The organism is Fibrella arboris (genome assembly GCF_041321095.1).
Taxonomy (GTDB): Bacteria; Bacteroidota; Bacteroidia; order Cytophagales; family Spirosomataceae; genus Fibrella; species Fibrella arboris.
In genome coordinates, this window is record NZ_JBGGWE010000007.1 from 152,697 (window position 1) to 165,030 (window position 12,334).

The 12,334-nt window shown below is 52.2% G+C and carries 9 protein-coding genes; 2 read left to right on the plus strand and 7 right to left on the minus strand.

Going from position 1 to position 12,334, the window contains the following annotated elements:
• Positions 1-374 precede the first annotated feature (374 nt).
• Complete coding sequence (locus tag ACAW75_RS14250; RefSeq protein WP_370729399.1) at positions 375-4,001, plus strand: CRTAC1 family protein; 3,627 nt, start codon at positions 375-377, stop codon at positions 3,999-4,001.
• A gap of 64 nt (positions 4,002-4,065) precedes the next feature.
• On the opposite strand, the gene ACAW75_RS14255 is transcribed toward ACAW75_RS14250, so the two are convergent.
• From ACAW75_RS14255 to ACAW75_RS14285, 7 genes are all read right to left on the minus strand, one after another.
• Positions 4,066-4,755 carry a TIGR04283 family arsenosugar biosynthesis glycosyltransferase gene (locus tag ACAW75_RS14255; RefSeq protein ID WP_370729400.1) on the minus strand — a complete coding sequence of 230 codons (690 nt, stop codon included), beginning with the start codon at positions 4,753-4,755 and terminating at the stop codon, positions 4,066-4,068.
• Positions 4,756-4,847: 92 nt separating this feature from the next.
• The gene (locus ACAW75_RS14260; protein ID WP_370729401.1) at positions 4,848-5,636 is read right to left on the minus strand and encodes a ferritin-like domain-containing protein; all 789 of its coding nucleotides are present in this window, start codon (positions 5,634-5,636) and stop codon (positions 4,848-4,850) included.
• A gap of 35 nt (positions 5,637-5,671) precedes the next feature.
• On the minus strand, positions 5,672-6,415 hold the full coding sequence (locus tag ACAW75_RS14265) for a ferritin-like domain-containing protein (protein WP_370729402.1): 744 nt from the start codon (positions 6,413-6,415) through the stop codon (positions 5,672-5,674).
• A gap of 220 nt (positions 6,416-6,635) precedes the next feature.
• Entirely contained in the window at positions 6,636-8,093 is a 1,458-nt protein-coding gene (locus ACAW75_RS14270) for a DASH family cryptochrome (protein ID WP_370729403.1), read from the minus strand.
• A 115-nt stretch (positions 8,094-8,208) separates the two neighbouring features.
• On the minus strand, positions 8,209-8,487 hold the full coding sequence (locus ACAW75_RS14275) for a hypothetical protein (protein WP_370729404.1): 279 nt from the start codon (positions 8,485-8,487) through the stop codon (positions 8,209-8,211).
• 36 nt (positions 8,488-8,523) lie between these two features.
• Entirely contained in the window at positions 8,524-9,597 is a 1,074-nt protein-coding gene (locus ACAW75_RS14280) for an OmpA family protein (RefSeq protein WP_370729405.1), read from the minus strand.
• A 206-nt stretch (positions 9,598-9,803) separates the two neighbouring features.
• Entirely contained in the window at positions 9,804-11,312 is a 1,509-nt protein-coding gene (locus ACAW75_RS14285) for a 4Fe-4S binding protein (protein ID WP_370729406.1), read from the minus strand.
• Between the two features lie 178 nt (positions 11,313-11,490).
• Here ACAW75_RS14285 and ACAW75_RS14290 point away from each other — a divergent pair, with 178 nt between their 5' ends.
• Entirely contained in the window at positions 11,491-12,288 is a 798-nt protein-coding gene (locus ACAW75_RS14290) for a Rossmann-like and DUF2520 domain-containing protein (RefSeq protein ID WP_370729407.1), read from the plus strand.
• Positions 12,289-12,334 lie beyond the last annotated feature (46 nt).

Here is a 12,334-nt window from a genome sequence, read left to right on the forward strand (position 1 = left end):
TGTATATTAATACATCTATATGTTAAAGTATATTTTGATTTTTTTTAACTTAGTTCTGACATTAAAATTCAATTATTAATCAAGTAGATTTTATTTTATCGTTATAAGTCACTGACAGTGAATCTATTAGATAGAGAATTGATTTATAAATTATTTTTTTTACAATAAAAATACAACGCGATATATATTGTGATATAAAAAATATTAGACACAATAATTCGTAAGTATTTACTTGGAAACATAAAAATTTTATACCTAGAAATTATATTGATTTAGCTGCGTTTTCTTGTATAAATAACTAGTCCTATAAATTATTTAATAGGATTTTAAGGTTTTATTTGTGTACTTTACTCGGTAATTATTTTGTTTTTCGTATGTCGATCCGTTCACTTCCCCTTCTTGTTTCCGTTGGTATAGCCTGGTTTGCAGTGGCTTGTCAGTCATCATCGCAACCATTATTCTCCCTTCTCGCTGCCAAGGACACCGGTGTCACTTTCGCCAACCGGGTCAATGAGTCTGACTCATTGAGTATCCTGGATGTGGAGTATTTCTATAACGGGGGGGGCGTTGCCCTGGGTGACTTCAATAATGACAGCCTGCCCGATATTTTCTTCACCGGAAACCTGGTGACCAATCGTCTTTTCCTCAACAAAGGCGATATGAAGTTTGACGACATTACGCAGAATGCGGGCGTCACCGGCAATGGGAAATGGTGCTCAGGTACGTCGCTGATAGATATCAACAACGATGGCTGGCTGGATATATACGTGAGCGCAACCCTTAGCAAAAACGACCGGCAACGGGAGAATCTGCTGTATGTAAATCAGGGCATACGCAACGGAAAGCCCGTTTTTAAGGAAATGGCCAGCGAATACGGTATTGCTGATAACAGCCACACAACCCACGCTGCTTTCTTCGATTACGACAACGATGGTGATCTGGATCTTTACCTGCTCACCGACCGCATCGACGATTATCCCAATGTATACCGGGCGAAAGTCAACGATGGGTCGTCGCTAAATACGGACCGACTGTATCGCAATGATCCCGATCCGAAACTAGGGCACCCGGTGTTTACCAACGTGTCGGAACAGGCCGGGATCATACATGACGGCTACGGGCTTGGGCTCAATATCGTCGATATAAACCGGGATGGCTGGAAAGATATCTACGTAACAAACGATTACCTGTCAGATGATCTGTTGTACATCAACAACCACGACGGCACCTTTACCGACCGGGCTGGCGAAACCTTTAAGCATACCAGCAACACGGCCATGGGTAACGACGTGACCGATATTAACAATGACGGCCTGGTTGATGTGATTGCCGTTGACATGATGCCCCGCGATAATTATCGGAAAAAGATGATGCTGGCGGTCAACAGCTACCAGACGTACCTGAACAACGACGAGTTTAAGTATAATTACCAGGTGGTGCGTAATACGCTGCAACTCAACCAGGGAAAGCGCCCTAAGGCGCTCACACCGGCCTTCAGTGAGATCAGCCTGCTGGCCGACGTAGCCGAAACCGACTGGAGCTGGGCACCGATGGTCATTGATTTTGATAACAACGGTTTCCGCGATTTGCTGATCACAAACGGTTTTCCAAAAGACGTGACTGATCGGGACTTCATGACGTTCCGGGCCGAAAACGGGAAAGTAGCCACTAAAGATTATACGCTGGCCCAGATTCCGGTAGTCAAGATCAGTAACTACGCTTTCCGCAACAATGGCGATCTGACGTTTTCGAATGTGACCCAGGATTGGGGTATTGATGTACCCTCGTTCTCGAACGGAGCTGCTTACGGCGATCTGGACAACGACGGTGATCTGGATTACGTGGTCAACAACATCAATGATTCGGCCTTTGTCTACCGTAACAACCTCAGCGAACAGCATGCCGACAAGGCCAACTACCTGCGGGTGAAGTTTGTCGGGTCGGCCTCGAACAGAATGGGATTAGGTGCGTTTGTTGAGCTGCGGTATGGGAAAGAACGCGACCAGCAGCAGGTATACGAACACAGCCCGTATCGGGGGTATTTATCAACGGTTGAGCCCGTTGCCCATTTTGGCCTGGGTGGGGTAAAAACAATCAACGAAGTACGGATTATCTGGCCTGCCCACGACGGCCAGCCTGCCCGCCAGCAGACGTTGCGCAATGTGAAAGCCAATCAGGTCCTGACGGCTGATATTCGCCACGCCACCGAGCCGCTGTCGCCACCTCTCAACCCGCCCGCCAGTCTGTTCCATGAAATAACCGATTCACTGAACGTAGTCTTTCAGCATCAGGAGCCTGAATATATTGATTTCAACTCGCAGAAGCTGCTACCCCATAAATTGTCCCAGTTTGGACCGGGCGCGTCGGTCGGTGATGTAAACGGTGACGGCCTGGATGATCTGTTCATTGGCGGTTCAACGGCGAATAGTGGTCGTTTTTTGATCCAGACAGCCACCGGCGCGTTCATTCAGAAAGACCTGTTGCCAGCTGGGAACCCCGCCGTGGCGGGGCAGGCTCCAACTGGTGCCAAGCCTGAAGAGGACATGGGTACGTTGCTCTTCGACGCCGATGCCGATGGCGACCTGGACCTCTACATCGCCAGTGGCAGCGTGGAAGGACAGGCCAACGCCGCCGTCTTTCAGGACCGGCTTTACCTCAATCAGGGCGCAGCCACCTTCACCCTGGCCCCACCCGGCACCCTCCCCCCCAGCACCCTGAGCAAATCCTGCGTCAAGGCCGCCGACTTCGACCACGATGGCGACCTGGACCTCTTCATCGGTGGGCGCGTTGTGCCCGACCAGTATCCCAAACCGACCTCCAGCCTGCTGCTGCGCAACGACAGCCGGGCGGGGCGGCCCCGCTTCACCGATGTGACGGCCCAGCTGGCCCCGGTCTTGCACGAGATCGGGCTGGTGTGCGATGCCTTATGGACCGACCCCGACAATGACGGGGACATGGACCTGCTGCTGGCTGGTGAGTTCATGCCACTTACGCTGCTGACAAATGAGGGTGGTAAACTGGCGAATCGAAACCAAATCAACGGGCTCACCAACGCAAAAGGCTGGTGGAACTCACTGGCTGCCGGTGATTTCGACCGTGATGGTGATATCGACTATATCGCCGGAAATCTAGGACGTAATGCCCGGATGCGGGCCAGCACCGAGGAACCTGTACGTATGTATGCGGGCGACTTCGACAATAACGGGTTCTACGATGCCATTCCGACCATATTCATTCCCGATGCTGATGGCCGTCGGCAGGAATATACGTTTCATGGCCGCGAAGACCTCATCAAACAGATGATTGTGATGCGAAAGCGTTTTCCCTATTTCAAAGATTTCGCCACGGCAACTGTTGACAAACTCCTGACGCCCGAAGAGCGGGAAAAGGCACTGGTGCTGGAAGCTAACTACCTGGAATCGGCATATATTGAAAACAAAGGCGACGGTACATTCGCCATCCGGGCATTGCCCATGCAGGCCCAGATAGCACCCATTTTCGGCATGGTGACAGATGATGTAGACCGTGATGGTAAGCTGGATGTGGTACTTGTTGGGAATGACTATAGCGGCGAGGTAATGGCTGGCCGCTACGATGCGCTAAACGGGCTGGTACTCCGGGGCGACGGAAAGGGCCAGTTCACGGCTCAGTCTATTGCCAGTAGTGGCCTATACGTACCTGGAAACGCTAAGGCGCTAGTGCAACTGACTGATCATACAGGTTCTGAATTACTGGTAGCCACTCAGAACCGGGGGCGGCTGTGTATTTTTCGTAACACCAAACCGACCAGGCGCATACGGCTCAATCTTACCGATGCTACCGCCCTGCTGACCTTTGCCGACGGTAAAAAGCAAAAGGTGGAATTCAGTTACGGTAGCTCATTTCTATCGCAGTCGGCCCGGACACTGCTGGTAAGCCCGCAGGTAAAATCGGTTGAACTGATCGATTCGCAAGGGCGTAAACGACAGGGATTTCAACCCGACGACCTGGTTAAGCGATAAACCATCCTCAGGGAGCAGGCGGTGGTGTGCCGTTCGTTGCCTGAGGACCAGTTCAAGGGGCCGTTTATTTCAGGAATTTCCTGTACACTCGGGCAATGCGGGCAGGCGGCACCTTACAGGCGAACAGGATAACCGCCGTCAGGTTGGCCAGTTGAACACGCAGCCAGGAATTGGCTTCGTATTTGCGGGCCGACACAACAACGTCTTTAGGAATAATCACAAACCGGGCCTGCGCTTCAATGCGCCGGATGATGTCAAAATCCTCCATGATCACGTAGTATTCATCGAAACCACCCAGTTTGTCGAAAAGCGTTCGGGTAACAAATAACGTCTGATCACCGCCCCGGCTCATCAGTCCGCTAAAACGAGTACCATAACTATTGACCCGTAAAAGGACCTTCCTGGAGTTAAATCGAAACCTGTACCGGCCCGCTTCATACCCTCTAGCTAATGCCTGTGTAATATCGTCAATGAAGTCGGGGTGTATCCGTACGTCGGCGTGAACAAAGTAGAGTACATCGCCAGTAGCCTGTTGAGCCCCGTAGTTCATTTGAGCCGCCCGGCCAAGTCGTGGGCAGGTAAACACGGTGGCGCCAGCCAGCCGCGCTTTGGTAGGGGTGTCATCCGTACTTCCGCCGTCGATAACCAGAATGTCAACAAGGTGGCTATGGGGCGAACAGCTACGAAGATCGCGAACTACCTGTTCAATAGTGGATACTTCATTATACGTCGGTATGATAACGCTGATAGTCATGAGGACACAAAAATCAGAATAAGTAAACGCCCGGCAAGCACTTGGCCTACCGGGCGTTCTGATGCCGAATTCGGCAATGTCGATCAGGCTGACTAAGCCAGGAACGGACCAGCGATGGCCAATACGTCGTTTTTGCTCAGTGGCTCGTCGAACGATTCCGTTACAGCAGCGTGCGACTTACCGGCGATGCCAGCTAATTCAACACCAAGCTGTACGGTAATATTGTCATTGGCATAGATAGCGGCTGGCAGACCCGAGGCATCCGACTCGGTAATCCAGCCTTTAAAGCCGCGCAGTGCCCGGATCCGAGCGGCGTGACGTGCTTCTACCGAGTGAATGTTCAGGGCTACTTCCAGCACAGCAGGAGCGGCAATCAGATTACCCGCCTGACCTTTATAGGCACGTACCCCCGTGTCTTCAAATGCCTGCGATAACGCTGCATAGGTCTGAAAATCAGAGAATACGGTTGGGAAAGCCCCTTTCGCCGTGAAATCGAAGGTTGGCTTGGCAACGGCCTGCGCACCCAGTACCGACCGCAGCAACCGTACGTGTGCTTCTTCGTGCTTCCGAATCTGACGGAAGATCATCATGTACTGGCTTGGAATCAGGCCAGGAGTTTCGGTGCCACGAACGTAGAATTCGGCTTCCAGGTACTCCAGCGTCAGCGCGAAATTCAGTACATCCACCACGGCCTGTGGCAAGCCTGACTGTCCGTATGAATTAGTGATAGCCGCCGCCATAACAGCCGGTCCGGCAACCGCCAGTTTAGCGGCTTTATTCGCCCACATGTTGAACATGTTACGGCGTGATACATGAGCCATCCGGTCGAAAACCTCGCCATCGACGGACTCCAGCTCGTTGAGAATATTTTGCAGATTCATTGCTGAGTTTCTTTATTGTTCGATGAAAAGATTGATTAACCTAATGTGTAGGTGATAGTCTCCTGAACGAATGGAGCTACAATAGCCAACACAGCACCTGGTTCACGTGAACGCTCCAGACCCTGACCATCAATGGGGGTATCGCCTGCAAAAGCAGTTTCGAATGGGAACTGCATTTCGCTCAGTATCGAAGCATGACGAGCTTCAACCGACACGATCTTACCGGCTGTAGCCAGGTAGTTAACCGTTTTCAGGTATTTACCGGCTCCGTTATAGGCCGTTACGCCAACATCTTCAAACTGACGGGCTACGTCGATCGCTACTGAGCGCTGTTTGAAGTTGATGCCGCTGAAGTTAGGCGTCAGACCAGGAATGGCGGCAGAGCCCAAAGCTGCTTTAAAAAATTCGCGGTGAATCACCTCGTGGTCGCGAATGTCGGTGAACATAGCACGCTCCATAGAAGTCATGCCTTCGTATGGGTTAGCCAGCAGCATTTCGTAATAGGCCGCTTCCAGTTGTTCCAGGGCGTAGGCGTAGTTAAGAATAGCTACTTCACCCGAGCCCAGATTAACGGTAATACCATTGCTCATTTGGCGAGCATACTTATTTAAATTGTAGCCACCAGGTGTTGTTGTCGCGGTTACGTCATTGGCGTCTGGTGTGCAGGATGCCAGGATACCACCCACTACTGCAGCCCCACCTACATAACGCAGGAACGACCGACGGCCCACACCTTCCACACGGGTCGGCGACTCGGGCAATGTGTTAAGTTCTTCCATAATCGTAGAAATATGAATCGGTTAGTCTCTCGCCGATTGTTCGGGAAAGCTTATGGTATACGACGCCAGGAAGACTTTGGATTTTTTATATTGAGGGAATGGGAAAAAAAACCGAAAAAAGACAAAAATCGACCCTTTTGTGTACTTCTTTACGTAAATAAGTTACAAAAAATTAAGATATTACTATTTTAGTTCTATAGATTAATAGATTGTTAAGGTATTACTGCGATTGCCATTTTGCCGGATCCACAATGGGCGATGGATACGTATCGCCCAGGATGACGCCATACTGAGCTTGCTGTTCAGGCGTAAGTGTCGATACTTGATGTACAGCAGAGACTGGTACGTCAGTCAATTCGGGTAGCCAGTGTTTTACATAAGTGCCTTGCGCATCATACCGCAGTGCCTGGGTGTACACATTGAAATAGCGCGCCTGGCCGTTTTTGCCGGTTCGTGGGTCATTACCCACGCCTGCCAGATAATTCCAGTTGCCCCAGTTGCTGCAGGGATCATAGTCGATCAGCAGGCTCTCGAAATAAGCGGCGCCCCATGTCCAGTCGATGCCCAGATCAGTCACCAGGAAACTACCTGCATTTTGTCGGCCACGGTTACTCATGAAGCCGGTGGTGTTCAGTTCGCGCATGTTGGCGTCAATGAACGGAATGCCAGTCTGACCGGTAGCCCAGCGCTGAAAAAGAGCGTGATCGTGTAGCCAGCGTTTTGCCAGATTGTGTTTAATGCCGCTTGGTTTAAATAAACGGGAGCCAAATCGGAGCGCTACAAAGCGAAAAAAATCGCGCCATAGCAGCTCGAAAACCAGCCAATACGTGGAGTCGTTGGCGCCTCGTTCGCTTTCGTATCGCTTCACTTCCTGGTAGATCAACCGGGGCGAGAGACACCCATGCGCCAGCCAGGCCGAGAACTTGCTCGAGTAGTCTGCCCCAAGCAATCCATTGCGGGTATCCTTGTAGGTACGTATCAGATCGCTCGTCCATAAGTAGTGCTCGAGTCGGGCCAGCGCCACGGTTTCACCACCTGTAAACGAGATAGATGCCCGTTTATCAGGCTGCCCGTCAGTTATATAGCCGAATTGGTTGAGCGTTGGCAATTCGCCAGTCTCTATACCCGCACACAGACGTACCTGATCGGGAGCGGGCTCCGGCTCACGTACCTGAACGTAACTTTCTACACTAGTCCGAAACTGCGTAAACACGTCGGGCAATTTGGCAATGCCAAAGGGTAGATCACGAATGTGATACAGGGTGCTTTGCCAGAAGAAATCGATGTCGATATTAAGCGGCTTCAGCCGTTTCGACAGCGTTGACTCTACGTCTGTTTCTTCGGCGGTCACCTCTTTGCTGGCATAAATAGCGGTGGCGTCAATCTCTTCGGCCAGCTCGGCCAGCATCACGGCCGGGTCACCCACACGGATGATCAGATCAGCGCCAAGCGACCGCAGCGAAGCACGCAGATCGGCCACGCACTCAAGGAGAAAACGGCCCCGAAAAGCGCCCGTTTTACGAATCCCCAGTTTGGGGATTTCCCTGAATTGCTTAGGGTCGAAAACGTAAACGGGCAGCACCTCGGCGGCCTCCGTACAGGCCGCCGTAAAGGCCGGATTATCATGAAGCCGCAGGTCGTTGCGAAACCAGTAGAGAATACGATTGTGGGATGACATAGGGTGCTGAATACCGCAAAAGAGTACAGTGAGTCAACCCAAGTCTAGCAAAAAAGGTTAGCCAACCAGCCCTATAAACGGCTAATAATCGGATTGGGCCAGGCTATGATCCAAGTTAATGAATGGAGTAGTATCGTCTGGGATAGTCGAAGAGAAGGTCGTCTACGTACATGATACCATACGTAAGCGCTACTACGCTCAGGAAGAAGAGGCACACATAGAGGAAACCATTCCGGCGCAACAGGATGAGTTGTACTACGACGGCTATCAGGCAAAGAAAGCTAACGACACTCCCTAGAAACGGATTGAGACTTGTTGTAAAATGACCAACCGCGACGCTCAGGAACAGGCTCCAGATCAACACGCGCAGGCCAAATCGTAGGTAGGAGTTCATACCTTGAATTGGTTGACTTCCCAAAGATAGGCCTCTTTATCTGGGTAAAAGCTGAATAACTACCCGCCTGTTTCTGAGGCGATTGGCTTCGGGAGCATCGGAGTCGGCGAGCGAGTCGGGCCCTTTTCCTGAAAGAACTAACTGATCGGGCCGGACGCCCTTCTGTTTCAAGTAGTTAGCTACTGATCTTGCCCGGTACTCGGATAGGATCACGTTCAGATCATGCCTGCCAATGTTGTCGGTATAGCCCATTACGTTCAGGCGGCAGGCCGGCTGTTGCAGCAAGATGGAAGAGACAGAGTCTAACACCGTTTTGGATGCTTCCCGCAAGTCATAGCTGCTCTGATCGAAATAGATGGTGGTGAAGCTGGTGAGTTTAGCAGGGCGCACCTCCGGCAGAGCAGCAGCAGGTAGTGCCGTCCTGACACTGGTTATAGCCACTTGCTCCATGGCAGGGCTGTCAACACGTGTGGTCGGGCTGTTGATAATGACGGCCAGAAAATTAGCGCCTGGGTTGATCTTCACGGTATTTGTAAATAACAGCTGGCCATCCGGCGAAGTGGCTGTAACCAGATACGTCTTTCCGGGCTTGACGGTATCGATGTTGAGATTGGTTAATGGCTGCTTCTGGTTCCACTCCGGCTTCACGCTCAACGAAACGCCCGGCTCTTTACTGTCGACCGACGTTACCTTATAGTTGATCTCCATGTCGGTGGGCGCGTCGAAATTGAGACACAACTGGGTAGCAACGGCTACGGCCTGCCAATTGCGCGCGCTCATTTCTATGGTAAGCCTGAATCTGGCATTATCGGATATGCCCTGGTTAAATTTTACCGGAACAGTAGCCGCGGCAAAGCCATCGGCTTCGAAAAGGATAGCTTCGGCCAGGAGCGGCACAACCAAGTTGAACCGGCCCGTTGCATCGCTTTCGCCTATTTTCAGTTTATGCTGCCCGTACAGCACATAGGCACTGCTTTTCAACCGCTCTCTCGTGGCCGTATTGAGGCAGCTCCCATGAATCTTTACCGATTGAAGAGCCTGCAGTTTGGCGGGATTTCCCGGAATAAAGCTGAAAAGGCAGCAGATACTAGCGATGAGGTAGGTAAGCATATGAGCTGAAATCCCTGGCATTGGTGGGGTTGTTTTCGCTAGCGACGACGCTGGTGAAAACACAGAAATTGCAGCAATAAACAGGCCTGGATTGTCAGCGGGCGCGATAAAACGAATAAAAATTCCTTATAAATTCCATTATTTTCGACGCGTGGTCCACTAGTGGCAGAGCTGCCACCGAATAGAGGAATCTGCCAGCCACGTTCTTACATTTTTCGTGTGCTCACCGGACCGTTCTCCAGGTTCAGCACACCGCGCGGGCAGACAGCCGAACAGATGCCGCAACCAACGCACGACGACCGTACGATGTCTTGCCCCCGCTGGGCGTAGGCCCGCACGTCGATGCCCATTTCGCAGTAAGTAGAGCAGTTGCCGCAGGAGATGCACTGCCCGCCGTTGGTAGTAATGCGGAACCGCGATTTGAACCGCTGAACGAGGCCCAGATAGGCCGCCAGCGGGCAGCCGAACCGGCACCACACCCGGTTACCCATGAGCGGATAAAAGCCCGTACCGATCACCCCGGCAAAGATGGAGCCGATCAGGAATCCATAAGCTTTGCGTACGCTATAGGAATCGAGGAAACCGAAGAGGGCGCTCTGCCCCGAGAAGTAACTATACAGCACCAGCAGGGTCATCACCACGGCGAAGACCAACACCGAGTGCACCAGCACGCGTTCGATCTTCCAGGCTTTCAATGATTTGTCGGAAAGGTGCCGATACGGATCGCCGAGGGTTTCGGCCAGCCCACCGCAGCCACAGACCCACGAACAGTACCAGCGTTTGCCAACGAAGTACGTGATCGTTGGCACACCTACGGTCGACAGTGCGGTGCCCCAGACGAACATGAAAATCCCCAGTGTGCCTGCCTGTAGTTTGGCATTAATCTCATAATCGAAGAAAAAATCATAATCGAGGGGCCAGATGCTTTTCAGGTCTTGGTAGGGCGCATTCAGCAGGCTCATCACTTCGGGGATCAGGAACGCGAAGAGGAGCTGAAACGCCATCACCGACCAGGTTCGGTATTGCTGATACCGACTGTGGCGGTACTTGATCAGCATCCGAACGCCCATGATCACTACGGCGACAGTGTACAGAAAGCCGTAGAGAAACCATTTGCTGGCGGGCCCCCCGTTGAGCGCGTGGCTAAACGGGTCGACCAGCGCCGTCCAGTTGGTCAGGTATTCGGGGTAGAAATACAGGAGAATGTAAAAGCCGATCAGGAACGTACCCACGATGATGCCGATCCAGCCACGATGGGTGGCCGGGTGGCGCATGATCCCGTTGTTCCGAATGCCGGGTTTGTCGTTTAGCCGGGGAAGCGCATAGCACAACGTACCCAGAGCGGCCAGCCCGATACTGAGCCAGAACCAGCCGCCATTATCGGCCGGGCCACCAAGGGTACTTCGTTTGGTAAGGTCGAACAGGTAATCGTCATAGATGACTGCTTTCCAGTTCTGTTTGGCCTCCTGTTCCCCGTTGTAGGTGTTGATGACGCCCCGGACATCGCTGATAAAGCGGAGGTTACTGGAATAGGGCTTGTTTAGCAGTGGCGCAAACCGGGGCCGGAGCGCGGCCTGATGCTCGGTTTTGATCGTCTGCTTCAGCACTTCGTTTGTGAGCCTGAACTGGCCGAGCGTGAGCACATAAATAAACGTGGCGAAGCCAATCAAAAATAAACCAAGGCCAGCAGGGCGCAGAAACGGAGGAACGGACATAGGGCAGGAGTGTCTACCCAAATATACACGTTGAACCGGGTGAAGGTTTTCTTTTTGGTGTTTACAGTTTTCTGTCTTCAGTTTGCAGTTGCGCTTTCGAGAATAGTAATTCATTGGCGAAGCAACAGAAAACCGTAAACAGAAAACCGCGCGGCGGACCGTAGTAAACTTTTTCGGAATGACCATCACCCTTATTGGCGCAGGCAATGTGGCCTGGCATCTGGCCCCGGCCCTTGAAAACGCAGGCCACCATATACTGGCAATCTACAGCCGTCAGTTGACGCATGCCCGACAGCTGGCCTCGATGCTATACGATGCCCGGCCGATAGCAGACCTGAACCTCGCCGATCATCCAGCGCAACTGTTTATTCTGGCCGTACCCGACAATGCGCTCGAGGAGGTCTGTGCCCGCCTGGTGCTGCCCGAGAATGCCACGCTTGTGCATACGTCGGGAGGCCTGTCGCTCGATAAGTTGCAGCAACTAATGAGTGTGTACAGCGATGTGCCTGTGAAAACAGGCGTATTTTATCCGCTACAGACATTTTCGCGGGGCCGAGCGTTACTCGATTTTGAACAGATTCCGCTTTGCATTGAAGCTGATAACACCCAAACGGAGCAGCAGCTAGTGACAATGGGGCAGGAGATGAGCACGATCGTGTATCTGGTGAATTCGGCCGAACGGCGGGTACTTCACGTAGCGGCGGTGCTGGCCTGTAACTTCACCAACCACCTGATGGCGTTAGCAAAAGATATGACAGACGATGAAGACCTCGAATTTGAGCTGCTGAAACCATTAATTCGGGAAACGGTCAGAAAGGCGCTGGAAGCCGATCACCCGGCCGATGTGCAGACTGGGCCCGCCCGCCGCCACGACACGCAGGTGATCACCAGCCACCTAACGTACCTGCGCCCCCGCCCCAACGTAGCCCGCCTCTACGAACTCCTCACCGAAAGTATCAGACAACGATACAAATAGAACGCGGATTCGAGGGAGTTAAACCGATTCCTCTGCTTCTGTCTAA

What these genes read in the sequence shown, in the direction of transcription:
- ACAW75_RS14255 (WP_370729400.1), bottom strand. Translation starts at nt 4,755, where the DNA reads ATGACTATCAGCGTTATCATACCGACGTATAATGAAGTATCCACTATT.
- ACAW75_RS14270 (WP_370729403.1), bottom strand. Translation starts at nt 8,093, where the DNA reads ATGTCATCCCACAATCGTATTCTCTACTGGTTTCGCAACGACCTGCGG.
- ACAW75_RS14265 (WP_370729402.1), bottom strand. Translation starts at nt 6,415, where the DNA reads ATGGAAGAACTTAACACATTGCCCGAGTCGCCGACCCGTGTGGAAGGT.
- ACAW75_RS14290 (WP_370729407.1), top strand. Translation starts at nt 11,491, where the DNA reads ATGACCATCACCCTTATTGGCGCAGGCAATGTGGCCTGGCATCTGGCC.
- ACAW75_RS14285 (WP_370729406.1), bottom strand. Translation starts at nt 11,312, where the DNA reads ATGTCCGTTCCTCCGTTTCTGCGCCCTGCTGGCCTTGGTTTATTTTTG.
- ACAW75_RS14280 (WP_370729405.1), bottom strand. Translation starts at nt 9,597, where the DNA reads ATGCTTACCTACCTCATCGCTAGTATCTGCTGCCTTTTCAGCTTTATT.
- ACAW75_RS14250 (WP_370729399.1), top strand. Translation starts at nt 375, where the DNA reads ATGTCGATCCGTTCACTTCCCCTTCTTGTTTCCGTTGGTATAGCCTGG.
- ACAW75_RS14260 (WP_370729401.1), bottom strand. Translation starts at nt 5,636, where the DNA reads ATGAATCTGCAAAATATTCTCAACGAGCTGGAGTCCGTCGATGGCGAG.
- ACAW75_RS14275 (WP_370729404.1), bottom strand. Translation starts at nt 8,487, where the DNA reads ATGAACTCCTACCTACGATTTGGCCTGCGCGTGTTGATCTGGAGCCTG.